The organism is Chryseobacterium vietnamense, from assembly GCF_031454475.1.
Lineage (GTDB): Bacteria > Bacteroidota > Bacteroidia > Flavobacteriales > Weeksellaceae > Chryseobacterium > Chryseobacterium vietnamense.
Genome location: NZ_JAVDQX010000001.1, coordinates 723,653 through 750,099 on the forward strand (window position 1 = coordinate 723,653; position 26,447 = coordinate 750,099).

Sequence of the window (26,447 nt, forward strand, 5' to 3'; positions counted from 1 at the left end):
TGCACCAGCTAGCTCAACAAAGGCTGATTGATGATAAGTCAATTGACCCCGCATGATTTATTCAATTCTTAAATAAATCAACAAAATTTTAAACAAATATACTAAAATGAAAAAAATAAAATTACCTCTTGCCAGCATAATGATGTGTTTTTCACTAGCGGCATATTCCCAGGTTGGGATCAATACAGATTCTCCTAAGGTAACATTGCATGTAGAAGGAAAACCGGACGTGACTACTGTGGCTGATGGAGTGATGGCTCCCAGAATGACAGGAGATCAGTTAAGAGCTAAAGATGATGTCTACCTGGCAGCACAGACCGGAGCTTTGGTTTATGTCACTCAGGCTGTAACTGCTCCTTCAGTAAAAACAGCAAAAGTAGACAAAGCCGGTTATTATATGTTCAACGGAACTACCTGGAAATTTGCTTTCGGAGGAAAAGATGACGACATTACCATTGGAGACCTGATTTACTATCACGGAAGCATTCCTGCTGGTACTTCCGGTGCAAACACCTTAGCCAGTACTTATCTTACCGATCTTCCTGTTTTAGGTGGTTTCCTGAGACTTGATGCCCAATTTAACAGTAGTTCAGCAGGAACCGGAGCGGCTACCACTTTTAATCCAAGACTTTATAATGTGGGAACTTCAGATGTGAAAATATGGGTTTCGGAAATGTCTACCCATACCGGTGATTCTGATAATGGAAATATTAAACTATCCCCCGGAGCCTACAGGCAGTTTGATGACGGTGTTTACCTTACTCAGACCCATAATGAGACGGTAACCTTTGATATTACTATACAGGAACCGGAGCCAAGATGGTACAGAGTGTATTATGCATTCCGTGTTGATAATAAATCTGCAATGGGAAGCAGTGATGCCACAACCACAGATTCCAATACATCTGATAACACAAGAGAACTGTTCCTTTCCGTACAGAGGTTGTACTAATAAACCGTCTTATGATTCTAAAAATACAATGATATAAAAGTTTACAAAATCAACGGGGTTAGCTATTTAAAATCTCAGGAGATTTGTGTTTTTTCCGGGGCAGGAATACTATTAAATTCCGGCCCCGTTTTCTTAATGCATCATTTCATAGACTTTAATCAGTTCTGCAATATTACCGACATTAAGTTTTTGAAAAATCCTTTTTTTGTAAGTGCTTACAGTAGACATCTGAATATTGAGCCTGTTGGCAATTTCCAGATTACCGTTACCATCCGCCAGAAGTTTGAAAATTTCGTATTCCCTGGATGATAACTTTTCTACGGGATTATTTCTTTTATTCTGAATGATAAGACCAATTAGTTCTGCAGGGTAGAAATATCCCTTTTCAATGACAGTTTTCACGGCATTTTTTATTTCTTCTTCACTGCTTTGTTTATTCAGGTAGCCTTCAGCTCCTTCTCTGATGTACTGGATCGCTACATCTTTGTCATACCCTGAGAAGATTAGAATCTTAAGGTCATTCTGTATATCTTTAAGTTCAGGAACCATTTTCTTATACTGGGTTCCCGGCATATCAATATCTAAAATAATAAGGTCATACCGTTGATTTTCCAGCTTCTTTTTCACCTGATCATAATTTTCAGCAAAATCTATATTCAGTGCGGGATAAGCTGTTTCAAGAACCAAAGAGGTTCCTGCCCTTACCACATAATGATCATCAGCGATTAAAATTCTTTCATTCATAGAGAGTAGTTTTTATTGAGTGTTATTTCCACAACAGTTCCTTTAGGATGATTTTGTCTGAAATTCATTTCAGCATTGATCTTTTTTACAAGATGTATAACCATATGAAGACCCAACCCTTTTCCTTTAAAACTAGGGGTTTCCAGTTTAGGATTTCTGAACAGGTTCATATAAACAGAAATTTGCTCTTCAGACATTCCTGTTCCTGTATCAGTAATTATTATGGTGGTTTTTTGCAGATTTTCCTTAACTGTAAGGGTTATATTTCCTTCAAAAGTATTTTTCACCGCATTATCAAGAATGTTATGAATAATAGCGGTTAAAATACTTTCACTTACCTTAGAATAGATGATCCCTTCAGTAAGATTGGTAATTGTGGTTCCTTTTTCTTTTGCAATTTCACAGAATAATTTATTCTTGATTTCAAGGATTCTATTGATAGGATATTCCTTTTCTTCAAAAATATTTTCAGCCTTATAAAGTTCAGTATACTCTTTCAAATTCAGAGTAAACTGATACAGCTGTTCTGAAGATTTATAAATACTGTCAAAATACTTTTTCTGAAGCTCCACATCATCAGACTCGTGTAGCTTCTGGGAAAGCATGGCAATAAATCTGATCGGCGTGGTGATATCATGGCTGATGGTTTCCACCAGCTTTTTTTGATATTCAGTTTCTTTCTGCAGGTTATTTTTTACGACCTCCAGGTGAAGGGAGGTTTCCTTCAGTTCAGAATTTTTATTATGAACAATCTGTTTTAAAGCCTTATTCTTAATCCTCAGAAAATTGGTCGTTAACTGAACGATCACGATAATGATGGTAAGGATAATAATGGATGCAGACACCCTGAATAGCAATGTCTGATAAAAAAGAGGCTGGATTTTGAAACGTACTGTCTTCTCTTCATATTTCCCATCTGCAGAGATCAATACTCTTACACTCAGGGTATAATCACCGGGAGAAAGATTGCTGATGGTGTACTTTAATTCTTTCCCTGCTGTGATCTTTTCCCACTCAGTGTTTTCTTTTCCTGATATTTTGGCCTCAATATAAAGGTTTTCAGGATTGGAAAAATAAGGAATATCAATAAAGACATCCGCTGTTTTGTAATTGTTTTTCAGATCAAGAATCTGATGAAAATACTGAGGCTCGGAATTTCCGATTTTTACCCGCTCAATGTAAATTTTATTTCTCCCCGGATAATAAGTATGAATATTCTCAGGATTAAAAAATACAAAACCGTCCATTGAAGGAAACACAAAATCCCCATTCTCAAGAGCGTAAGCATTAGGTTCTGAACTTCCATTAAATTCATTGGTCAGAAAACCGTCTTTTTTGGTAAAGCGGTAATAAAAAACCGGAGTATTTTTGTTTTCTGCATACTGAAGTAATTGTTTTTTGGAGACCTTAAACATTCCATTATTCGAAGAAATCCAATAATATCCCTTTTGATCTTCAAGAATGTAATGAGCAGACTGTAAATAATCATTGATGTCATTGGGCATCTTGATAAGCTTATGATTCCTGAAAAGATAGAAGCCGTTTTTCTCCGTAGTTATCCATATCAGGTTATCTTTTGTTCTGATAATACTTTTGACATGAATGTTTTTGATTAAAGGCGTTATGGTATTGCTTCCCAGTGCTATGGAATAAAGACCATCGCTGTTTCCAGTCAGAATTTCATTCCTGTTGTATTGATAAAAAGTATTAATAAAACTTTTAAAAGTATAGGTGTAATCCGGCTGGCTGAATATATCTTTTTTGTATAAATGGAACTGGGTGCCCGAAAGATCTGTAAAAGTGGTCCCATAAAGAGTTCCGCTTTTCATAAATGTTTCAAGTCCTTTTTTTACAAAAGTGGAGTCCTTCTTTTTATATCCTGAATTTTTATAAAACCTGATGATACTGTTTCTTTTTTTGATCAGAATATTTCCGGAATTATCGTACGTCATCAGATAATTATCATTATTTCCGAAAAGATGGTTGTTGACAATCCCGTTTCTCCCGAATTCTGTTCCATCCTCGGTGATGATTGTGTTTCGGCTGAAAGGAAGGGAGGCGAAATATACATTGCTGGAAAAATCAGCCTCTTTTCTTGAAACATAGAAATTGGAAAACTGAAGTACGTTCAGTCCATTATTGAGAGTCCCCAGATACAATTTGTTGAAACTCTCATCATAATACATAGAGCAATAAGAGTGATTACCGATTTCTTCAAAATTGACAAGAAATTTCAGGCGGAGATCCTTTTCATTTCCTTCTAAAAGGTAAATGTTGTCATGGTTGATAATAAAAGTCTGATTGGTAATCTGTTGCCAATAGATTTTAGTGTCCGGGTGATTAAAAAGAGTAGGTTTCTCAGAAACAGAAAGGTGTCCCTTGTAGATTGAGTAGGTTTTTCTTTTTTTCAGATCATTGATGAACAGATGATTATTCAGTACAAAAATGTAGTTCAGATCTTTATTGGTAAAAGGGAGATCAATTTTTATTTCCTTTTTCCCTTCCTTGTAAATGATGGCATTCTTTTCTGTAAAATGATAAACAGAATTTCTAAGCTGAATAAAATATTGAACGTCATTATAGAAATCCGACGTAATAATGTTATTCGCAATACGGTGCAGAATATCGGTACCATTAGAGTAGGTCATTTTGTCACCGGCAGTAAGACTTGCGATTTTTGGAAATCTGTTTTTAATAATGATTTTATTTTCCTGGAAATTATTTAGAACCGTTATGCTGTCAAGGCACGGATCTCCGATGAATTCACCAAAATGCAGATTATTTACCCTGAAATTATTAAAGGTAATAAAAGAACTTCCGTCATACCTTACCAGTCCGTTTTCGGTAGAAATCCAGATGAAGCCATATTTGTCTTTCACAATAGCTTTTGCACTGCTTTGTGGAAGTCCATTGTCTATATTGTACCATGTAGAGGTATAGTGCTGCCCGGAAATGTTTAGATAGATGCAAGCAAAAATAAATGCCCAAACTCTCATATATGTGCAAAACTGATCTATATCTGCTGCTAATGCAATAGACGGTTAATAATAGTATTTGTACAAGTCAAAGTTTTTTTAAAGGGCAGGAACGATTGCAAATAAATTTTTATCATTGAAGTTTTCTGGTCTTTTGTGTTTTATATTTTTTGATTGCGTAAAAATAGTGAAATTATAACGATAAATTAGTATTGCGTATTTTGTTTTGCCTAAGTTTTATCATGTATTGCGGACCATAAGTCATTCGAAATTTTTCAAAATATTATCATATTTCAATAATAAGTGATAAATTTATATAGCATTCATTTTAAATTATCTTTTACAGATATCTGTATTGTACTGGATTTGTGGTTTGTATTAGAACTGTTATCAATGAGAAATATTGTTATGCCTGAATAATTTTATTATTTCTTTAATTAATGGTTGAAGTTTTATTCAATTATTGATTTTGTAGTAAAAGTTTGACAAAAAAATGACGGTTTATTCTACATGATAACTTTGTCTGTGCCTATGGATATTCATATTTTTGCAAAAATATTTTCATAACAAGTAAAGAAGATTTATTGTTAAAATAATGATTCTAAGAACACAAACGGTTTTTATCTCAACCACAAAAGAGACTGTACTAAAGTAAACAGTCTCTTTTTTATTACCCAATTCCGGAATATCCTTTTAAGCAAAAAAAACTCCCGGAAATGAGGGGAGGTGAAATAAAATTGACTGTATATTGAAGTGTAATTCAATCGTTATTGATGGCTTTCAAGCCACTTCAGTCTGCGCTGATCCGGAAGATGTTTTACCGTGAAGTTTTCAAATACAGCATTGAAACCTTTTCCGTCCGGGCAGGCTGCCATTAATCCAACCATTACGGGGGTGTTGTCCTGAAGAGGAGCATTTCTCATCATGATATAATTTTTATCATCAAAAGAATAAAAAATCTCAACAGCATCCAGTCTTCTCACTGCTTTTATCCAGATAGCAGATGGTGTTTTTTCCAGTGTAATGACACTCCAGTCGCTTTTATGGTGGGTCACCACAGTGCTGAGATTGTATATGCCATCTACAAATTCTACTCCGGCTTTGATATAGTTTTCCTGATCTGTTCTCAGCATAAGGCCCATCTGGTCAAACCTTGTTTTGTAACTGCCGGTTATTTTTACTTTTGCCTCAAATTCACCACCATAGGTAGCGTAATAGAAAGGAGCGTCATCTACGGTGAATCCATAATGTGAAATCCTCCAGTAATCGCTCTGTGGCGTTACAAACATAGAAAGGCTATTGTTTTTGATTTCCCATTTTTCAGGTTCATTAAACCAGGTCATTTTTTCAAGACTCTGGGCGGAAAACTTTTGAACCAGGAATAAGGTGCAAAAGCCGAAAATCAGTTTCTTCATTTTCTTTGGGGTAAGTTCTAAGGGTAAATTATTATTTTAGCAAAAGTATTATTAAACTTTATTTGCGTCAATACTGATAAATAACCATTATGGAAATCCGTGAACAGCTTAGTGATAAATTACTCGATAATGTCTCGAAAAAATGCCAGCTTAATATAGAGATCTATAAACAGAGCGCATTGGCATATGCTCAGATGGAAGGTGCAATAGTTGTGCTGAGTGATATGCAGGAGAACAAGAGTTTTATTTATAAATCGGCAGCGGCAGACGAACTTGGCTTAAAGATAGATGGAAATCCGGCAGAAATAAACTCCATCTGGGAAGAAGAGATGCTGAAAAAAATACATCCTGATGACCGTTTGAAAAAATACATTCATGAGCTCCGCTTTTTCAGATTACTGGATACGCTGGAAATCCAGGAACGTAAGGCATATAGTGTGGTTTCAAAAATCAGGATGAAAGATAAAAATGATACCTACAGATGGGTAAAACATCGTATGTTTTATGTGTATTCACCTGATAACGGCCGATTGAGATTAGCTCTCTGTCTTTATAATATGGCTCTTACTTCACCTGGTGTTCCTGATTTTATGATTGTTAATGTAATAAAAGGGGAAGTGGTGGTAAAAGATAAACTTGATTATAAAAATATTTTAAGCCCAAGAGAATGGGAAGTTTTAAAATTTATCGGGGAGGGATATGCCAGTAAAGAAATTGCAGGTCTTCTTTCTATCAGCATCAATACAGTAAACAGACACCGTCAGAATATTTTGGAAAAGTTAAAAGTGAAAAATTCTACCCAGGCTTTTAAAGACAGTTTTTCGTAAATATTCATCTTGAAACATCCGGAAAGTTCACCGTGTTATTTTGTATCTTATGATTAATTTTATAACTTGAATACAGATTAGCAAGAACCCTACATGATGAAAAGAAGTGAAGAAATTACCCATCAGTATTTTGCCTTTTTAGATCAACATATCCATGAGATTATTTCAGGAAATGTCCCTGAATTTCTGGAGCTCAATGAAATCGCCAGAGAACTTGCGGTTTCCCATAAACATCTTACTGATACGATCAAAAAAGAAACAGGGCAGCACCCTTGCTTTTTTTATGATGAAAAAATTATTGAACAGGCAAAACAGATGCTTATTATTACCGATAGATCGGTAGCAGAAATTGCGCGTATTTTTACTTATGACCCATCTAATTTTTCAAAATTTTTCAAAAAAATGACCGGTTTTACTCCGGGAAAATTCAGAAATTTCCATACGCTTTAAACTGACTATTTTTTTTCTTTAAAATTGCTACTGAAGGAAGTTGGAGAGAATTTTCGTCTCTGGGTAGGGATTTAATCGTGCTGAAATACCTGCTGTAAAAGGTAATTTAGTGAATTAAAATGTTAAAATTACTGCAAAATAATCTTTTATAAATGAGATGGTTGTAAAAAATAATTGCCTTTTTTTATTATTTTTCTATTAATATTTCTTTATTGTTTACTTTTTTTATTAAATTTAGGTAAGAAAAAACTAATTAATTCAAAAAGGATAAATGTTAAAAAGAAACCTATATAGAGCATTAAGTTTGGTTTCCAGAGAATAAGAATAAATTATTGTGCCTTTAATAATATTTAATCTTAATATGGGAGCTTAAGCCCTTTAAATAGTTATATATTTGTTTTTTTTAAACCACAACAAACAAGATTAAGGATGAGCATCAATTTCACAACAGCAACTATCAAAGACTTTGAGAATATACCAGACAATGATATGGCTCAAAGGGCTGAAATTTTTTATGAATATTTGGACTATGTAAAGTCTAATGGACACATGAATTACAGACTGAAGAATACTTCAGGGACCAATGCAATACTGAATGTAAATATTGCAAACCACAACAGAGAATTTGTTAGTTTTGTATCCAGTGATTATTTAGGGTTTACGCAGCACCCTAAAGTAAAACAAGCTGCTATTGAGGGAATAGAAAAATATGGTACCGGTACAGGAGCAACTCCTCTTATCGGTGGATATTTTGACTACCACAATGCTTTAGAAAAGAAAATTTCAAGCTTCTTTAAAAGAACAGAAGATGAGGCTGTAGTATTTACAACAGGTTACACCGCCAATAGTGCGAGTTTACAATGTTTAATGCAGAAAGAAGATCTTGCTATTTTAGATATGGCTGTACACGCCAGTGTGCATGAAGGATGTGCTTTTACCAATAAAAAAACATTTCCTCACAATAATTTGGAATCTTTGGAACACATTTTGAAGGTATCTGAAAATCTGTACCGTACGAAACTCGTTATTGTGGACGGAGTGTATTCCCAGGATGGTGATACCTCCCGTATTAATGAGATCTATGACCTTGTGAAAAAGTATAATGCCTTTCTGATGGTAGACGACGTACATGGTGTCGGCATCCTTGGGGAAACCGGAAGAGGTACTTTGGAACAGGCTGGGTTATTGGATAAAGTAGACATCATCACAGGTACATTCAGCAAAACATTTGGAAATCTGGGAGGATATGTCATTGCAGATAAAAAAATAGCTGCATTCATCAGATTCCATTCCCGCCAGCAGATCTTCTCAGCTACAGCTCCACCATCATCCGCCGGAATCGTTAAAGCCATTGATTTAATTGACGAAGAACCTATCTGGAGAGAAAAACTCTGGGATAATATCAATTATTTCAAAAAAGGACTTGACGACTTAGGATTAGATACAGGCGTTACATGCTCTGCAATTATTCCCGTAAAAATTGGAGATCCCTATGTAACAGGAGAAGCCGGAAAACTACTAATAGAAAAAGGAATCTATACCAATCCGATTCTTTACCCGGCTGTACCAAGAAAAGATGCACGTATCAGGATGAGTGTAACGGCAAGACACGAAAAAGAACATCTCGACAAAACGCTTAATGCGTTTGATGATATTAATAAAAAATTGCATATTGCGAAAAAATAATAATTATGCCTAGAAAAGTAGTGCAGGGCCCCATTAGGGACAAAGAAAAAACAAAGCAGAAACTGCTTGCTGCAGTTGGTAAAATTTTAAGAGTAAAAGGATATTCCGGACTAAAAGTAAGCAAGATAGCTGCCGTTGCCGGATTTGATAAAAAATTGATCTACGAGTACTTTGGAAGTACTGATAAACTGATCGATGAGTATATCAAATCTCAGGATTACTGGAGCCAGGTCAACCAGGACGTTGATATGGATTTCTCAGACGGTGGGCACGAACTTACTAAAATGGTGGTATTAAACCAGTTCGAAAACCTGAAGAAAAATAAAGAACTTCAGAAGATTATCCTTTGGGAACTTTCAGAAAGTAAGCCTATTCTTAAGAAATTAGTTGAACAACGTGAAGAAGTAGGAGAAGTTTTATTTGGAAACATCTCAGATCCTTACTTTGGTGAAGGAGTAGCAACAAGACATAGAGCAATTATGGCTCTTATTGTTTCCGGTGCTTACTATCTTAACCTTTATACAGGATATAACGCAAACAAGTTCTGCGGTATTGACCTGAAAACTGAAGAAGGTAGAAAAGAGATTGAAGGCGCTATCGTTGAGTTGATTGACTTTGCATACAGTAAAAAAAAGTAAGGGTTAAAAGTTTTCCGATTTGAACAGAAATATGTTTTTGTTGATATTTGAAAACTTTTAATTTTCAAATTAAAACTATATTTCTTATTTTTGACCAATGGAAAATTTTATAGTATCTGCAAGAAAATATCGTCCTCAGGAGTTTGATACGGTTGTAGGACAATCCCATATTACGGATACTTTAGAACATGCAATTGAAGAAAGTCAATTAGCTCAGGCATTACTTTTTTGCGGTCCTCGTGGTGTGGGTAAAACTACTTGTGCCAGAATTCTTGCAAGAAAGATCAATGAGAAAGATGGCTCGGTTTCAGAAGACGGCTTTGCTTACAATATCTATGAATTGGATGCTGCATCCAATAACTCTGTAGATGATATCAGAGAACTTATAGATCAGGTACGTTTTGCACCTCAGGTTGGTAAATACAAAGTATATATCATTGATGAGGTTCATATGCTGTCTTCTGCCGCTTTCAATGCTTTCCTTAAAACGCTGGAAGAACCGCCTGCTCACGCTATTTTTATTTTGGCAACAACGGAGAAACATAAAATTATTCCAACAATTTTATCCCGTTGTCAGATCTATGACTTTAAAAGAATTGTCATTGAAGACATTCAGAATCATCTTAGAAACATTGCCCAAAAAGAAAATATCCAGTATGAAGATGATGCATTGTACCTGATCGCTCAGAAAGCCGACGGTGCATTAAGAGATGCGCTCTCTATCTTCGACAGACTTTCTACCTTCTCCCAGAAAAATATTACCCTGGCAAAAGCCGCTGAAGTACTCAATATTCTGGACTATGATCAGTATCTGAACATCGTGGATCTCGCCAAGGAAAACAAAATTCCTGACGTGCTTTTCGCCTTCAATGAGATTGTAAAGAAAGGTTTTGATCCTCATATTTTCATTGCCGGATTAGGAAATCATTTCAGAGATCTGATGATGGCGCAGAATGCTTCCACCATGGAACTCATTGAAGTAGGAGAGAAAACCAAGGCCAAATTTGTAGAGCAAGGCCAAAAATGGGCCGCCCAGCAGCTTATCGACGGTATTGAAATCTGTAATCATGCGGATATTAATTATAAGAATTCAAAAAACCCAAGACTTACGGTTGAAATTGCATTAATGCAGCTGGCTTCACTGACAGCTAATTTAGGCGATACTAAAAAAAAAAATTCCTGATACTGGCCCCGTTTCTCAGTGAGAAACAGGAGGTAAAGATGCCGGAAAAAGCTCCGGAAAAGAAAGAAGTTAAAGCAGAATCACAACCTGCAGCTTCCCAGATAGTTCAGGAAGTTTCAGTGACAAAAACAAACAAACCGTTATCAAGACCGGGAATTTCTTCCGGTTTCAGCATCAATTCCTTTTTGAATAAAGAAGATAAAGTAGAAACCACAGAAGATGTTGTGGTAAGAACTGATCATCTTCCGCAGAACCATTTTACAGACACAGACCTGCAGATGGAATGGAAAATTATGCTTAAACAGCTTCAGGTAAAAAATAATTTTGTATTTAATGCCGTAAAGACCTTCAAACTGGTAAAAGCTGAAGAGCATAAAATCAAAGTTTTATTCCCTTCAGATTCTGCAAAAGTAGAATTTGATAAAATAAGTGGAGAATTTTTTAATCATTTTAAAAGAAAAATTCAGAATCATAGTATCGAGGTAGAATACGTCAGAGACGTTGAAAATCTGAAGATTGAGGTGGTGACGAAAAGAAAGATGTTTGAAAAATTTATAGAAAAAAATCCACTTTTGAAAGATCTTGATGATTTAATGAAGTTTGATTTGACATAATTTTTATATATTTGTCAAATATTTCTGTCGAAAATAAATTTTTGACAAAAACAAATTACAACCAGAAACGCTAAATAAAGACATTTCCAGAATAAAATGGAAAAATTGACTAAAACATATCAGTCTTTCTTTGCACCCGCTAATTACTTTTTTAGCGGTTATTTTAGTTTTTCTGCTTCTTATTATAGAAATTTCAGAACGTATTACCGATTTTATTGGTACTGTTAACTGAATTTCTTTCCAAAAAATACAGGAGAAGTAGAGCCCTATTATTTTCCTGATTCCTTTAAACAATTTTGAACGGCATTTTTTGAAAAGAATTATAAATTAAATTTTATAATCCAAAGGGCTATTGCTGTCAATGAATAATTAATATAAAAAAACAATAAAAATTTAGAATAATGAATTTAAATGATTTAAAAAATGAGTGGATCGATGGGCTTACACAGCCTCTAATGATTGCAGGACCATGCAGCGCGGAAAGTGAAGCTCAAATGCTTGAAACGGCCAGGAGAATTAAAGAATCCAATGCTAATGTATCAGTTTTCCGTGCCGGCATCTGGAAGCCCCGTACCAAACCCAACGGTTTTGAAGGAGTAGGAGTGATCGGTTTGAACTGGCTGAAAAAGGTAAAAGAAGAATATGGTTTTAAAACAGCAACTGAGGTAGCTAATGCACACCACGTGTTTGCAGCTTTAGAAGCAGACGTTGATGTTCTTTGGATCGGAGCGCGTTCTACAGTGAATCCATTTACAGTACAGGAAATTGCAATGGCTTTAAGAGGGACTGATAAACCTGTATTCGTGAAAAACCCCGTGAATCCGGATCTTGCATTATGGATCGGAGCGTTGGAGAGACTTTTAGGACAGGATATTAAAAACCTGGGAGTCATTCACAGAGGATTTTCAACCTACCAGAAAACAAAATACAGAAACAATCCAAACTGGCAGATTGCCCTTGATTTCAAGAGCCAGTTCCCAAATATTCCAATGTTAATCGACCCTTCTCACATCTGCGGAAACAGAACCGGTCTTGCAGATATTACACAGGAAGCCCTTAACGTAGGATACCAGGGAGCAATCATTGAATCTCACTGCAATCCTGATGAAGCGTGGAGTGATGCTTCCCAGCAGATTACCCCTGAAGTTCTTGCAGACCTTATCGGAAATCTGAAAGTGAGAAGCTCTAATCTTGCAGGTTTTGAAGGAGAGATGGGAAGACACAGAACTTTGATCTCAGATCTTGACTTCCAGTTAATTGAACTTCTTTCTCAAAGAATGAAAATTTCTGAGAAAATCGGTAAGCTTAAAAAAGAGAATGACATCGCGATCTTCCAGCCTGAGCGTTGGAAAGTAATCACGGAATATGCAACTCAAAAAGCAAAAGAAACAGGAATGTCTCAGGAGTTTATTGAAAAAGTATTCAAAGCGATTCACGAAGAATCTATTGAAGTTCAGAATAATATTATGATCGAAAGATAAATTATGGATAATAGTAAGAGAAGCATCATTTTTACTATATATTCAGAAAAAAAATAAATCAGGGCTTAGTCATCAGTATGTAGGGCAATTGAAACATGTGTTTTTAAACCTATTTCCTGAATGCTAAGCCCTAATTGCGTATATTTGCACCAGCATTATCTATGAAAGGAAAAATCATTAAATCTACAGGCAGTTGGTACCAGGTTTTGGAATTGGAAACAAATAAAATTTTCGAGGCCAGAATCAGGGGGAAATTCAAATTAATAAAAACCAGACTTACCAATCCACTTGCTGTAGGAGATTTTGTTGAGTTTCAACTGGAGCAGGATGATATAGCCTGGATCACAAAAATAGAACCACGCTCCAATTATCTGATCAGAAAATCTGTAAACCTTTCAAAAGAAGCTCATATTATTGCTTCCAATATTGATTTGGCATGCTTTATCTTTACCCTGAAACATCCTGAAACATCTTTAGGATTTCTGGACAGGTTCCTGGCGTGCTGTGAAGCCTATAACATTACCCCACTGATTCTTTTTAATAAAATTGATGTTTTACACGAAGAAGAAATTGAAATTGTAAAAGACATTGAATTCTTATATCAGGAAATTGGATATGATACCCTGGAAATTTCTTCCTATTCGAAATTGAATCTGGATCAGCTTCAGGAAATTCTTAAAGATAAAACCTCGGTGTTTTTTGGCCATTCAGGCTGTGGAAAATCTACTTTAGTGAATGCTTTGCAGCCAGGACTGAATTTGAAGACGTCTGAGATTTCTGATACGCATCTGAAAGGAAAGCACACAACAACTTTTGCCCAGATGCACTTTTGGCATTTTGGCGGAAACGTTATTGATACTCCGGGAGTCCGTGAATTTGCAATGATTGATATTGAAAAAGAAGAAGTGCAGCATTATTTCCCTGAAATTTTCAAAAAGAGAGAAGAGTGCAAATTTCACAACTGTCTTCATATCAATGAACCGAAATGTGCCGTTATCGATGCTCTTGAAACAGGCGAGATTCAACATTCCCGCTATGCAACTTATATTAAATTGATGGATGAAGCAGAAGAAGCCTCCCAAAAATAATTAATAAAACCTTTTTAGTACATATTTTGTTAGAAATACAGAGGCTGTCTGCGGATGGTCTCTTTTCTGTTTTAAAAATTACTGAAAATGATACCCTTATCAAGATGTTAAACCTTGGCAAAGGTGCTTTCTTACTATTACAGGATAATATTTACTGTTATTATTTTTTTAAAGATTAATTTAATGTATTCTGGATGTTTTATTTCTAGTAATTATTTTTTTTGATTTTTAAATAAAAAAATATTCGTTTTTAGATAACTCTACTTTTCACTTTTACAGTTTTGGCAGATAACTCCACTTTTGTCACATTTTGGGCCATCAAATAATTGGATTTTCAGAAAATGAAATTATTTCACCAATTGAAACAAAATGGAGAAAATCATTAAATATGATCCAATATTAATTGTAAAATTATATAATTAATAAAAAATAATGCTATTTTTTGAAAATAAAAAACCCAGCCGAAGCTGGGTAAAAACTAATAACCATGAAAACTCAAATTAAACATGAGAATCGCAATAGAATAAACAATTACTGTGCCAAAGTTTGTGTTACAATTTCTTAATAAAAGTTATTTTTATGTTAAAAAAAAATTAAAATAAAAATCAAAGATATTTTTTGTAATTTTGCGCCATTAAAAAAATATACATTTATGTCTAACATTACATTCACTATGATTAAGCCTGATGCTGTTGCTGACGGACATATCGGTGCTATATTGGGTAAGATTGCTGAAGGAGGTTTTAAGATCAAAGCTTTAAAATTAACTCAGCTTACAGTTGCTGATGCAAAAAAATTCTATGAAGTACATGCTGAGAGACCATTTTATGGAGAATTGGTAGAATTCATGAGCTCTGGTCCTATCGTTGCAGCAGTTTTAGAAAAAGACAATGCAGTTGAAGACTTCAGAACATTAATTGGTGCTACTAACCCTGCAGAAGCTGCAGAAGGTACTATCAGAAAAATGTTTGCAAGAAGTATCGGAGAAAATGCTGTTCATGGTTCAGATTCTGACGAGAATGCATTAATCGAAGCTCAGTTCCATTTTTCAGGAAGAGAGATTTTCTAAGAAAATCATCTTACAAAATAAGAAATCCGGAGAATTTCTCCGGATTTTGTTTTTATATGGATTAAAGGTTATTTTCAATGGCTCCCACATTTTCTCTGTACAGTTCAACAGGTTTATTAAGCAAAACTGCAATCACCGTCATTTGTTTATCCAGTCTTTCTTTGGGAATATCAATATAAATAATTCCTGGGCGGTCACTCCAGTAAAGTTTATTATAGATCGTATGATTAAGCATGCTGCCTTCTCCTACGATTCTTATTCTGGCAATGTTATTTTTTATCCCTTTCAGAGCAACAGGGCCGGTAGGTACTCCTTCCACAAAAAGGTAAAGAGTCTGTTGGTCTTTTGACAGAGCGCTCATTCCTGAGTAATGACCAGACGGAAGACCTTTTCCTGTTTCAAATAAAGCCTCTGCATGTTTGCTTATCCATTCTATAGTTTCCGGATTTGTTTTAGACGTTTTTTTTATTTTCATCTCAAGGCCATCACTGGTAAGGCCGTCCTGTGTAAGTAAATTTTGATCATAGTTCAGCGCATTGGCAATATCATAGGCTGCTTCCTGAGTATTTTTGTTTTCCAGTATTTCGGGAAGCGGATGCTCCTCTTTCTTAAAATCTTTTAGAAATACAGGAGGTGTGTCGAAAGTAATTTCTGCCACAGTGACATCTTTGTCAAATTTTACATGGGTGAAATTCAGTGTCAGTGTTTTTTCAGCGTTATAATCCCTTTTGACAACAGCAGATGGCTCTCCGATTATTTTTACTGAAAGAGGTCTGGTTGCCAATCCGTAAATTTTCGCAAAATTTTTTGTTTCTTCCAGATATAGGAATAAAGATTTTTTAGAGGTTGACAAAGAAGATTTCCCTTTATAATTATCAAAAGGAATTCCACGGGTGGTTTCATAGATGGCATGTTCATTTTTGGAGGTCCATCTCCCCAGGTTTTTTAAAATCTCAATTTGTTCTTCGGGAATGGTACCGTCTGGTTTGGGACCTATATCAAGAAGAAGATTTCCTCCCATGCTGATAACGTCTGCCAGTGTTCTTACAATCATATTGGGTGTCTTATAACTTTTGTCAAAAGGCTGATATCCCCACGAATCATTCATGGTGTAACAAAGCTCCCAATATGGATTTTGTGGCGGAACTACGGGAATACCCTGTTCAGGAGTATCGTAATCTCCGTGATTGTTAAGCCTTGAATTAATGATGATATTGGAATTGTATTTCTTGAGTAAATCCAGGGTTTGAGAAGCTTTCCATTCTTCAGCAGTATGTTCCCAGTCGCCATCAAACCAAAGAAGATCCGGAGAATATTGGGTAGAAAGCTCATTGAGTTGACCTTGATAATAGCTTATAAAATTCTGCCAGCGCTTTGGATCATTTTTAAGTTCGTAGCGTTTTTTTGTCCTGGTATTGATGTCATAATAAGGATGGCTCCAATCCGGCAATGAGAAATAAAGGCCTGTTTTCAATCCCGATTTTTTAAGCGCAGAAACAAATGGACTTAAAACATCTTTTTTGGCAAGAGAATTTTTAGGAATGGTTGTGGCCTTTTCTGCTCTTGAGTCCCACAATGAAACTCCGTCATGGTGTTTGGTTGTAATGACAGCATATTTTGCTCCGGATTCCTTAATAAGATTGACCCATTGTTCCGGTTGATATTTTGAAGCTGAAAAACCATTCAGCTGCTTCATATAATTTTCGTGATTAATATAATTATTGAAGAAGGACCATGATTCCGAGATTCCATTGACGGAATAGATTCCCCAATGAATAAAAACACCCAGTTTTGCATTTTTAAACCATTCCATTTTTTTGCTGTTGTCAACTGTCTGAACCTGTGCATCAATACTATGTGCAGATAATATTAATCCAAGGAAAACAGCTTTAATCAGACTACTTTTCATATATAGATTTATTTTACCATTAAATATAGATAAAGAAAGCATTATAGTATAGAATAGTTTCTAATATTTACTGATAATTGTTATCAAAACGTTTCTTATTATTGTATTTTTATAAATGGAACGTTTATTGTAAAATTCATCTGAAAGAGAAATTATGAAAATTCCAGCAATATTAATGGCGAGTTTATTAGCGGTAGGTGTTTCCGCACAGACTACTAAGCCGGAAGGTAAAACCGGAAAGCCAGTTAAAAAAGTAAAGAAAGCCACTTCTACAGATACGGTGGATAAGAAAAAACCAGGAACACCCAAGCCTGTTGTTAAAAAAGATACACTTGTACTCCGTGGGCATGGCTGTCCGGCTTGCGGAATGGGGTAGAAGATGAGAAAGCCAATGTTAGGAGTATCAATGATGGCAGAGGCAGATTTTGTTTCTGCTATTTTGCCATTGTTGCAGAATAATTCTATCGAAGTGATGGAATGGTCTTTTGATACTCTTTATCATACCCATGAACCGGAGTGGCTTCGGGATCTGTTGAATTTCTACGCTGAAAATAGCCGCTTAATAGGACATGGTGTTTATTATTCTTTGTTTGATGCGAGATGGACGGAAAGACAGGAAGAATGGCTGAAACAACTTAAAGAAGAAGTCAGTCTGCGCAAATACAACCATATAACGGAACATTTTGGCTTCATGAATACTGAGAATTTCCATCAGGGAGTGCCGTTGCCGGTATCTTTACATTCCAAAACTTTACAAATAGGAAAAGACAGATTATACAGACTTCAGGAAACTGTAAATATTCCTGTAGGAATAGAAAATCTGGCATTTTCATTTTCCATAGAAGATGTTAAAGAACAGGGAATATTTCTTGATCAGCTGACGGAAGATACAAACGGCTTTCTGATTCTTGATCTTCATAATATTTACTGCCAATCCTGTAATTTCGAAGCAGGAATGCAGGAGATAATTGACTTATATCCTTTGGATAAGGTAAAAGAAATTCATCTTTCAGGAGGAAGCTGGCAAGAGAGTGTATATGGAAAGAAGCAGGTGAGGAGGGATACTCATGATGATATTATTCCTGAAGAAATTCTTTCAGTTTTTCCCTCAGTCATGGCGCAATGTCCAAATCTGGAATATATTATTATTGAAAGACTCGGGCATACTTTAAAAACGGAAGAAGAAAGAAATAATTTTCTGGAAGATTTTAATAAAGTGAGAACAATAATTGAAACTTCAGATTTGAAATTGAAAGAAAAAAGCAATTGGTGTAAAAAGGAAATGAAACTTCCGGAGAAACCTTTGGAAGACCTGCTTTTGTATGAAGAACAGTCGAAACTTACAAGGCTTCTTTATAATAATGCAGAAGTGGAAACTGTCAAAGATCAGGATTTTCATTATTTTAAAACAGAAAACTGGGACTCCGAAATGATCCTTACAGCCCAGAATATTATTAAAAAATGGAATCCTTATTAATTCTATTCTCTGATAACCAAAATCAAAATATATGAAAATGACAACATTAATATTGATCATTACCGCCGTCCTTACTGCTCTGATAGGAGGACTTTTCTATGCTTATTCGTGTTCCGTTGTTCTCGGCCTGGGAAAACTTTCTGATACAGAATATCTCAAAGCGATGCAGAATATCAACCGCGAAATTCTGAACCCTGTTTTCTTTATGAGCTTTATGGGAACAGTTATTCTTCTTCCTTTATCTACGTTTTTGTTCCGGGGGCAGCAGCCTGTCTTTATTTTTCTCCTGTTGGCTACTCTAGCTTATCTGATTGGTGTTTTTGGAGTAACCGTTGCCGGAAATGTTCCGATGAATGATGCTTTGGATAAGTTTGATATATCCGGCTCTACAGCAGAAGCCATCAGGCAGTTGCGGGATAATTTTGAAAACAGATGGAATTTTTTGAATAATATAAGAACTGTATTTTCAGTAGTTTCTATCATTTTTGTGGTCTGCGCCTGTATCTGGAACAGAGAAGTATGAAAATATAATGGATTAAGTGAAAATACTTACTAATAAATTAAGTATTTCTACGGATGTGTACGTATGGTTTTATTCGGATCTTTGTGTAGTTAGTAAGACAATTTTAAGCATTTTCAATACATTGAAAAAAGATTATAACCAGGACGACTTAAATTTCCAAACAAGAGAAAAGGCAGCCATTGGCTGCCTTTTGTTTAGTATTTTGATTCTTTTATATCTTTAAAAGTTCAATTGTTCTTTCCGGACTTTCAGCTGAGAAAACAGCATTTCCTGCAACAAGAACATCAGCACCGGCTTCAAATAATTTAGAAGCGTTGTCAAGATTTACTCCACCATCTATCTCGATAAGCGCTGTTGAATTATTGCTCAAGATCAGATCTTTCGTTTCTGCAATCTTTTTGTAGGTATTTTCAATGAACTTCTGTCCTCCAAATCCTGGATTTACACTCATTAACAATACAAGATCCACATCTGCAATAATGTCTTCAAGCATTAATACCGGAGTAGAAGGGTTTAAAACAACACCAGCTTTTGCTCCTTTACTCTGAATGTGGTGAATGGTTCTGTGAAGATGAGTACATGCCTCATAATGTACAGAAACAAGATCAGCACCATGATTGATGAATTCATCAACATATTTTTCAGGCTCCACGATCATCAGGTGAACATCTACAAATTTTTTAGCATGCTGCTGAACGGTTTTCATTACCGGAAAACCAAAAGAAATGTTAGGAACAAATCTTCCGTCCATGACATCAATGTGGAACCAGTCGGCCTGAGAATTGTTCAGCATTTCAATGTCTCTTTGCAGATTCCCAAAGTCTGCCGATAATAGGGATGGAGCAATAAGCTTCGTTTTCATTTTTACTTTTTATACTTTTACTTAGATTTCTTTCTTTAAAATGGATTAACAACCAAAAAATAATACAGGGAAATACCTCCCAATACAATAGCCTCCATGATTGTTAATTTGATATTGTTAATTTTAATAACTAATAATCTGTCAATTATAAATAATCCTAAAGGCACAATACTGACAATTACCAACATCTCAAGGATCATATTATATGCCGACCCTATTTTGGGAGGATCAAATATTTTATATACAGCTAAAAAAATGATGTAACTAAAAAAGACAGCTGTTAAAACCGATATAAAAGTTGGTTTCCGGATCAGATGATAAAAGACGTTTCTCATTTTTATTAATGATACTTCAGTTTCATTTCCGGTTTGATCTTAAGAACTGTTTCATAGATAAGTTTGATCACATTACCTACATCTTCTTTAGATACCATTTCAACTGTAGTATGCATATAACGCAAAGGTAAGGAAATTAAAGCACTTGGTACGCCGCCGTTAGAATGGGCAAAGGCATCTGTGTCAGTTCCGGTAGCTCTGCTGGCTGCAGCTCTCTGGAAAGGAATTTTCTTGGTTTTTGCAGTGTCAATAATTAGTTCTCTGATGGTATGATGAACACTTGGTGCGAAGAATACAACCGGCCCGGCTCCACATTTCTGATCTCCTTCTTTTTTCTTTTCAATCATCGGAGTGGTAGTATCGTGGGTAACATCGGTTACAATAGCAATATTCGGTTTGATGGTATCAGCGATCATATCTGCTCCATATAAACCTACCTCTTCCTGTACAGAGTTTGTAATATAAAGTCCGAACGGGATAGATTTCTTATTTTCTTTTAAAAGTCTCGCAACTTCAGCAATCATGAAACCCCCGATTCTGTTGTCCAGGGCTCTGCAGACAAAATATCTGTCGTTCATTTCAAAGAATTCATCCGGGTAAGTAATCATACATCCTACATAGATCCCCATTTCTTCCACCTCTTTTTTAGAAGTAGCACCACAGTCGATAAAGATATTTTCGATTTTTGGAGTAGGCTCATTTTGATTGGTTCTTGTATGAATAGCCGGCCATCCGAATACTCCTTTTACAATTCCGTTTTCACCATGGATATGCACAACTTTTGAAGGAGCAATCGTCTGATCAGAGCCTCCGTTTCTGATCACGTAGATCAATCCGTCATCCGTAATATAATTGACATACCACGAAATTTCATCAGCATGGGCTTCAATCACTACTTTGAATTCAGCTTCCGGATTGATGATCCCATAGCAGGTCCCGTAATGATCTACTTCTATTTTGTCCACATAGGGTCTGATGTAGTCCATCCAGACTTCCTGTCCTTTATGTTCGTAACCTGTTGGTGATGAAGTGTTTAAATATTTCTCTAAAAATTTCAAAGATTTCTTTTCAAATTTCATAAAAAGGAATGATTTTTGCGTTTAATTTTTCTTCTTATAAGTGTAAAAATAATGAATTTTAGTAAGATTATCTGCCTTTTTGTTTTCTTTTTTGGGGTCAGTGTTTTTGGCCAGAAGGATGGTATAGTGGCAAAACCACTCAACCAATATCCGCCTGAATCCCTGAAAGTGGATGAATTTGGCAATAAGTATTATTATGACGAACAGCAGAAGATTAAGGTGTATGAAATCAATGGGGAGCCTGTAGTTGTATTGGATGAGTTGGTTTTAGTGAATAAACCGAGATTTAATAACCAGCTGGATAAGAATTACTATTATTTTCTGAATAAAAAACTTTACAGGGTATATCCGTTATTTGTTACCGCATTGCAGCAGTACAGGGATATCCAGAAAGATATGACTGATCTGGACAGCAAGGCCAAAAGAAAGTTTGTAAGAGAAAGACAGAATATGCTTGCAGATCAATATGAAAAGCAACTAAGAGATCTTACTACTACCGAAGGACAGGTTTTTGCAAAGCTGATGAACAGGGCAACCGGAAAAAATGTATTTGAAATTATCAAAGAATTAAGAGGAGGATGGAGTGCTTTCTGGTGGAATGTAAAGGGAAAAATGGCTGATATTGATCTGAAAGAACGTTATGATCCTCACACTAACAGAAGTGATGAATTTATAGAATCATTACTGCAATCTAACTGGAACTCAGGCTATCTGCAACCTTATCCCGGAGCCAATGATTTTAAAGTAAAGAAATAATATAAATTCCTGTAAGTCATCTTACAGGAATTTTTCTTTTAATTTATCGAATACAATTTTATCTATTGGCAGAGGAAAAGGATTGTCTGGCCTGTCGATATCAATCCATTCTGTTTTTTCAATGCAGGGATCCAAAATAATAAAGTCTTCCTCGTTGAGGATGTCTACTATATAATATATGGTAAGAAGCTGCTCATTTTCTTTGAAACGGGATACCAGAAAGTTTTCCTGAGTATAGAAATGTTCCAGAATATTGATCTTTACATTCAGTTCTTCATCAAACTCACGATGCAGACATTCCAGTACTCCTTCACCGTATTCCAATCCGCCGCCCGGAAATTTCATTAAAGGTTCGCCGGCATATTCTTCAAATAGGGTCAGAACTTGTTTGTCTTTTACCGCACACGCATACACTCTAATGTTGATCTTATCTATCATATATATAATGTATAATATTTTGTATAGCTAATGTAAGGAATTTTGTTGAGAAAAAGCTGGAAGCAGGAAGTATGGAGCTGGAAGTTAATACGATCTATTTTTAATAATACTGCTCAACGTATCTTAATTGATTATTATTAAAATAAAAAATCAAAATTAATTAAGCAGCTGGTTCTAACCATTCAGCTTCTGTCCTCAAGCTTCCATGTTACAATTTAATTGCATTAATCATCTCTCTTTTTCCCGGAGGTCCCTGTTTTTTCTCCACCTGGAAATTTAATTCCTGAAGAATTCTCCTTACGCTGCCTTTAGAAGAGTAGGTGGTTAATAATCCATTAATGGCCATTTTGTCAGAAACGAGTTCAAATAATGGCTTTTCCCATAAGTCTGGCTGTACTCGGGCTCCAAAACAGTCGAAATAAACAAGGTTGATTTTTGGCAAGTCAATGTCTTTCAGGTCGAAAAAGTCACATTCTATCTTTTTTAGATTGAATCCACTAATGATTTCTACTGACTTTTCCCAATCTGCCAGATGAATTTTCTGATAAATATTTTTAAACTCAGGGTTATCGAAAAGTTCAAAGTAAGCCAAATCCTTAACTTCGGATTCATTTATGGGGTATTTTTCGAGCGAAAAATAATTGATGACATGATTTTTGTCAGTTTTTAAATATTCATTAATTGTTACCAAAACATTCAAACCTGTTCCAAAACCGAGTTCTAAAATATTAATTTCGCAATCATTTATTAAATTTAGTCCATTTTTAATAAACACGTGTTCGGCTTCCTGCAGGGCTCCGTGATGAGAATGGTAGTTTTCATTTAAATCATTGATAAACAATGTTTTGCTACCGTCGTTGGTGGTCTTTATTTCTCTTTTCAAGCTATTTTTTTGTCAAATTTACTCTAAAATTTTTATATTTAGAAAATTATGTTAAATTTGTAGAACATCGTAAAAATTTTAAAAAATGATAATTCAAAAAACTGAAAACTCCAGAATTTCTACATTTGACCCTAACAATTTTTCATTTGGTGGTACTTTTATTGATCATATGATCATTTGTGAGTACGAAAACGGAAAATGGGGTGATGTAAAATTAGTTCCTTACGGTCCGATTCCATTTACCCCAGCCATGATGGGAGTAAACTATGGACAAGCTTGTTTTGAAGGTATGAAAGCCTATAAAGACAAAGACGGGCAGGTTTTCCTTTTCAGGCCTGAAAAGAATTTTGAACGTATCAACAAGTCAGCGAAGCGTCTTGCCATGCCGGAAGTGACTGAAGAAATGTTTTTAGACGGATTGAAAGCTTTGGTAGATATTGACAGAGAGTGGATTCCACAGGGGGAAGGAATGTCGCTTTATATCAGACCTTTGATTTTTGCTACTGAAGAAGCTTTGAAAGCAAGAGTATCTAATAAATATATGTTTGCCATTGTTGCAACACCTGCAAAGAGCTATTATTCTGAGCCGGTATCTGTGAAAATCTCCGATCACTATTCGAGAGCTGCAAACGGAGGAGTAGGTTCTGCAAAAGCTGCAGGGAACTATGCTGCTTCTTTCTATCCAACTCAGTTAGCAATTGAAGAAGGATATGAGCAAATCATCTGGACAGATGATGCTACTCACGAATATTTCGAAGAGAGTGGTACAATGAATGTATTTGTAAGAATTAACGATACCATTTATACCCCTCCAACATCTGAAAAGATCCTTGACGGAGTAACAAGAGACAGCTTTATCCAGCTAGCTAAGAAAAGAGGTATTGAAGTAAAAGTAGAGCCGATTCCTGTGAAAACAGTTATTGAAGCTTTAAAGAACGGTGAGCTTAAAGAAGTATGGGGAGTAGGTACAGCTGTAGTAACCACTCAATTCCAGGCGTTAGGATATCAAGGTGAAAAACTTGAGCTTCCAAGATTATCTGATGAAGAAAGCTATGCAGCTCTTCTTAAGAAAGATCTGGTAGACCTTCAAAACAACCTTTCTGAAGATCCGTTCGGATGGAGAGTGATGGTAGATCACGCTTTGGAAACAGTATAATAGTGTTGATATAACGATATGAAAGCCGGGTTTTCCCCGGCTTTTTCGTATCTATGTATTTGTGTAAAATATACGAAGCGTTTCGGCGGAGATCAATACCTTACAACATTCACATATTTCTGTGTCAAGTTTTGTAATTGATTCACGAAATGTGTATTTTCGCAAAAGTTTATGAGAAAAATACTCTTCATATCAGCCATAAGCCTGTTGAGCTGCAACAGAAATGCACAGACGGCCCATCCTCCTGTAGGCGGTGTTTTAAGCCAAAAAGATCTGGATGTTTCTAAGAACAGGATGAAAAATTTGAATGTCATAGAAAGAGGGCAGATTCAGGATTGGATCAGCGGTCAGTCTGTGAAGTATTATCCTACGCAGCTTAATTATTGGGTAACGGTGGAAGGCTATGATCAGAGAGAAAAAAGGAAAGATGAGACTTTGATTTCTTATTCTTATGATCTGTATGATTTTGACCAGACTAAAATCTATGATCAGCCATTTGAGAGAAGAGATGCCAGATTCGGGCACTTTGATGAACTGAGAGCAGTGGAGAACGCTTTGCGTTTTATACATGATGGAGAGGAAGTAACTCTTTTGGTACCGTCTTCTTTAGCCTACGGAACTTACGGAGACGAAAAAAAAATAGACAACGACATTCCATTAATCATAAAATTAAAAGCTTTATAAATACATGAAATTGTTTAACAAGAATATAATTCTGGCAGCGGCAAGTATTTCGCTGATGAGTTGTACCCCAATTTATAAAAAAATGAACGTAGACAAAGAAACTTACGAAGGTCTTAATGACGGACTTTATGCCAATCTTCAAACTACAAAAGGTAACTTAATTGTAAAGTTTGAGGACAAGAAAGCACCAGTAACTGTAGCCAACTTTATCGGTCTTGCAGAAGGGAAAATCGACAACAAAGCTAAGGCTAAAGGAGTTCCTTACTATGACGGAACTATTTTCCACAGAGTAATCAAAGATTTCATGATCCAGGGAGGTGATCCTCAGGGAACTGGAATGGGAGATCCTGGGTATAAATTCGAAGACGAAAGAAACGACCTTAAACACACAGGGAAAGGTGTTCTTTCTATGGCAAACTCAGGACCAAATACCAACGGTTCTCAGTTCTTCATCACTGAAGTTGCTACACCTTGGTTAGACGGAAGACACACAATTTTCGGAAAAGTAGTAAAAGGAAACGATGTAATTGATGCTATTGCTAACGTTGAAAAAGGAGCCCAGGATAAACCTAAAACTGATATCGTTTTAGAAAAAGTTTCTGTTTTCAGCAAAGGTGATGAATACAAACACTACGATGCAGCTAAAACTTTCAATGAAGGAAAAGCTAAAATCGCAGAAAATAATAAAGCTTTTATCGCTAAAGAAGAGGCTGAAAAGAAGAAAAGAGAAGAAGAATTCAAAGCTAACCAGGAGAAAATGGTGGAAAACCTAAAAGCTGGTATGCAAAAAACTGAATCAGGTCTTTACTATAAAATCACAAAAACAGCTGACGGTAAAGCTCCAAAAGCTGGTGACAACGTATCTGTTCACTATGCAGGTAAATTGGTAGACGGAACCGAATTTGATTCTTCATTCAAAAGAAACGAGCCTATCGAAATTCCAATCGGAATGGGAAGAGTAATCAAAGGATGGGATGAAGGTATTCTGTTGTTGAAAGAAGGTGAAACTGCTACATTATTGATCCCGCCTGCAATGGCTTACGGAGAAAGAGGAGCAGGAGGAGTGATCCCGCCAAACTCATGGTTGGTTTTCGATGTTGAGCTTGTAAAAGTAAAATAATTGAATCTTCAAGATATTATCAAAAAGCCGTCCGTAAGGATGGCTTTTTTTATTGGTTCAAATACATTCTGTAACGATTGGCGTACAGGTTACGACACATTTT

The 26,447-nt window shown here is 35.7% G+C and carries 25 protein-coding genes; 17 read left to right on the forward strand and 8 right to left on the reverse strand.

Annotation, left to right across the window (positions count from 1 at the left end; genetic code table 11):
* Positions 1-106 precede the first annotated feature (106 nt).
* The gene (locus J2786_RS03235; RefSeq protein WP_052186980.1) at positions 107-952 is read left to right on the forward strand and encodes a phage tail-like protein; all 846 of its coding nucleotides are present in this window, start codon (positions 107-109) and stop codon (positions 950-952) included.
* Between the two features lie 132 nt (positions 953-1,084).
* On the opposite strand, the gene J2786_RS03240 is transcribed toward J2786_RS03235, so the two are convergent.
* From J2786_RS03240 to J2786_RS03250, 3 genes are all read right to left on the reverse strand, one after another.
* Positions 1,085-1,696, reverse strand: a complete 612-nt coding sequence (locus J2786_RS03240; RefSeq protein ID WP_047431472.1) for a response regulator — start codon at positions 1,694-1,696, stop codon at positions 1,085-1,087.
* Positions 1,693-4,692: a ligand-binding sensor domain-containing protein gene (locus J2786_RS03245; RefSeq protein WP_047431468.1), complete on the reverse strand. Its 3,000-nt coding sequence runs from the start codon at positions 4,690-4,692 to the stop codon at positions 1,693-1,695. The genes J2786_RS03240 and J2786_RS03245 overlap by 4 nt, the downstream gene beginning before the upstream one ends.
* 746 nt (positions 4,693-5,438) lie before the next feature.
* On the reverse strand, positions 5,439-6,086 hold the full coding sequence (locus J2786_RS03250; protein WP_047431466.1) for a DUF1349 domain-containing protein: 648 nt from the start codon (positions 6,084-6,086) through the stop codon (positions 5,439-5,441).
* Between the two features lie 89 nt (positions 6,087-6,175).
* Here J2786_RS03250 and J2786_RS03255 point away from each other — a divergent pair, with 89 nt between their 5' ends.
* The 9 genes from J2786_RS03255 to J2786_RS03295 all read left to right on the forward strand — a co-directional run bounded on the left by J2786_RS03255 (position 6,176) and on the right by J2786_RS03295 (position 15,122).
* On the forward strand, positions 6,176-6,913 hold the full coding sequence (locus tag J2786_RS03255; RefSeq protein WP_047431463.1) for a LuxR C-terminal-related transcriptional regulator: 738 nt from the start codon (positions 6,176-6,178) through the stop codon (positions 6,911-6,913).
* A 93-nt stretch (positions 6,914-7,006) separates the two neighbouring features.
* Positions 7,007-7,363, forward strand: a complete 357-nt coding sequence (locus J2786_RS03260; RefSeq protein ID WP_047431460.1) for a helix-turn-helix domain-containing protein — start codon at positions 7,007-7,009, stop codon at positions 7,361-7,363.
* Positions 7,364-7,792: 429 nt separating this feature from the next.
* Positions 7,793-9,049 (forward strand): aminotransferase class I/II-fold pyridoxal phosphate-dependent enzyme, encoded by a 1,257-nt coding sequence (locus J2786_RS03265; RefSeq protein WP_047431456.1) that lies wholly within the window; start codon positions 7,793-7,795, stop codon positions 9,047-9,049.
* Between the two features lie 5 nt (positions 9,050-9,054).
* Entirely contained in the window at positions 9,055-9,687 is a 633-nt protein-coding gene (locus tag J2786_RS03270; RefSeq protein ID WP_047375406.1) for a TetR/AcrR family transcriptional regulator, read from the forward strand.
* Between the two features lie 97 nt (positions 9,688-9,784).
* Entirely contained in the window at positions 9,785-10,870 is a 1,086-nt protein-coding gene (gene dnaX / locus J2786_RS03275; protein WP_142015281.1) for a DNA polymerase III subunit gamma/tau, read from the forward strand.
* Between the two features lie 38 nt (positions 10,871-10,908).
* Positions 10,909-11,484 (forward strand): DUF8439 domain-containing protein, encoded by a 576-nt coding sequence (locus J2786_RS03280; RefSeq protein ID WP_310023964.1) that lies wholly within the window; start codon positions 10,909-10,911, stop codon positions 11,482-11,484.
* A gap of 401 nt (positions 11,485-11,885) precedes the next feature.
* Positions 11,886-12,965 carry a chorismate mutase gene (locus J2786_RS03285; RefSeq protein ID WP_047431451.1) on the forward strand — a complete coding sequence of 360 codons (1,080 nt, stop codon included), beginning with the start codon at positions 11,886-11,888 and terminating at the stop codon, positions 12,963-12,965.
* A 161-nt stretch (positions 12,966-13,126) separates the two neighbouring features.
* Positions 13,127-14,053: a ribosome small subunit-dependent GTPase A gene (gene rsgA, locus J2786_RS03290; protein ID WP_034698541.1), complete on the forward strand. Its 927-nt coding sequence runs from the start codon at positions 13,127-13,129 to the stop codon at positions 14,051-14,053.
* 652 nt (positions 14,054-14,705) lie between these two features.
* Positions 14,706-15,122, forward strand: coding sequence for a nucleoside-diphosphate kinase (locus tag J2786_RS03295; RefSeq protein ID WP_034687444.1), 417 nt, complete (start codon positions 14,706-14,708; stop codon positions 15,120-15,122).
* Between the two features lie 61 nt (positions 15,123-15,183).
* Here J2786_RS03295 and J2786_RS03300 read toward each other — a convergent pair whose 3' ends face one another.
* Positions 15,184-17,031, reverse strand: coding sequence for an alpha-L-fucosidase (locus J2786_RS03300; RefSeq protein ID WP_047431447.1), 1,848 nt, complete (start codon positions 17,029-17,031; stop codon positions 15,184-15,186).
* A 154-nt stretch (positions 17,032-17,185) separates the two neighbouring features.
* Between J2786_RS03300 and chrA the strand changes: the two genes are divergently transcribed.
* From chrA to chrI, 3 genes are read left to right on the forward strand one after another with little or no spacing between them, the layout of a single operon-like run.
* Positions 17,186-17,407, forward strand: a complete 222-nt coding sequence (gene chrA / locus J2786_RS03305; RefSeq protein ID WP_047431444.1) for an MNIO class RiPP chryseobasin precursor ChrA — start codon at positions 17,186-17,188, stop codon at positions 17,405-17,407.
* 3 nt (positions 17,408-17,410) lie between these two features.
* Positions 17,411-18,508: an MNIO family chryseobactin maturase gene (gene chrH / locus J2786_RS03310; protein WP_047431441.1), complete on the forward strand. Its 1,098-nt coding sequence runs from the start codon at positions 17,411-17,413 to the stop codon at positions 18,506-18,508.
* Between the two features lie 37 nt (positions 18,509-18,545).
* Positions 18,546-19,031: a chryseobasin maturation helper ChrI gene (gene chrI, locus J2786_RS03315; RefSeq protein WP_310023971.1), complete on the forward strand. Its 486-nt coding sequence runs from the start codon at positions 18,546-18,548 to the stop codon at positions 19,029-19,031.
* Positions 19,032-19,242: 211 nt separating this feature from the next.
* Here the strand turns inward: chrI and rpe are convergent, their stop codons facing one another.
* Both rpe and chrP read right to left on the reverse strand, forming a co-directional pair.
* Positions 19,243-19,893 carry a ribulose-phosphate 3-epimerase gene (gene rpe, locus J2786_RS03320; RefSeq protein WP_047431435.1) on the reverse strand — a complete coding sequence of 217 codons (651 nt, stop codon included), beginning with the start codon at positions 19,891-19,893 and terminating at the stop codon, positions 19,243-19,245.
* A 340-nt stretch (positions 19,894-20,233) separates the two neighbouring features.
* Entirely contained in the window at positions 20,234-21,307 is a 1,074-nt protein-coding gene (gene chrP / locus J2786_RS03325) for a chryseobasin maturation metalloprotease ChrP (protein ID WP_047431432.1), read from the reverse strand.
* A gap of 51 nt (positions 21,308-21,358) precedes the next feature.
* Here chrP and J2786_RS03330 point away from each other — a divergent pair, with 51 nt between their 5' ends.
* Positions 21,359-22,063 (forward strand): DUF4294 domain-containing protein, encoded by a 705-nt coding sequence (locus J2786_RS03330; RefSeq protein ID WP_047431430.1) that lies wholly within the window; start codon positions 21,359-21,361, stop codon positions 22,061-22,063.
* 21 nt (positions 22,064-22,084) lie between these two features.
* Here the strand turns inward: J2786_RS03330 and J2786_RS03335 are convergent, their stop codons facing one another.
* Positions 22,085-22,501, reverse strand: a complete 417-nt coding sequence (locus tag J2786_RS03335; RefSeq protein ID WP_047431428.1) for an NUDIX hydrolase — start codon at positions 22,499-22,501, stop codon at positions 22,085-22,087.
* A 208-nt stretch (positions 22,502-22,709) separates the two neighbouring features.
* Complete coding sequence (mnmC2, locus tag J2786_RS03340) at positions 22,710-23,384, reverse strand: tRNA (5-methylaminomethyl-2-thiouridine)(34)-methyltransferase MnmC2 (RefSeq protein WP_047431425.1); 675 nt, start codon at positions 23,382-23,384, stop codon at positions 22,710-22,712.
* Between the two features lie 85 nt (positions 23,385-23,469).
* On the opposite strand from mnmC2, the gene J2786_RS03345 reads away from it, so the two are divergent.
* From J2786_RS03345 to J2786_RS03355, 3 genes are all read left to right on the forward strand, one after another.
* A complete protein-coding gene (locus tag J2786_RS03345; protein ID WP_047431422.1) occupies positions 23,470-24,540 on the forward strand; it encodes a branched-chain amino acid aminotransferase in 1,071 nt (356 codons plus the stop codon).
* A gap of 171 nt (positions 24,541-24,711) precedes the next feature.
* Positions 24,712-25,224, forward strand: coding sequence for an FKBP-type peptidyl-prolyl cis-trans isomerase (locus J2786_RS03350; protein ID WP_047431418.1), 513 nt, complete (start codon positions 24,712-24,714; stop codon positions 25,222-25,224).
* Positions 25,225-25,306: 82 nt separating this feature from the next.
* Positions 25,307-26,344, forward strand: a complete 1,038-nt coding sequence (locus tag J2786_RS03355; RefSeq protein WP_238594424.1) for a peptidylprolyl isomerase — start codon at positions 25,307-25,309, stop codon at positions 26,342-26,344.
* Positions 26,345-26,447 lie beyond the last annotated feature (103 nt).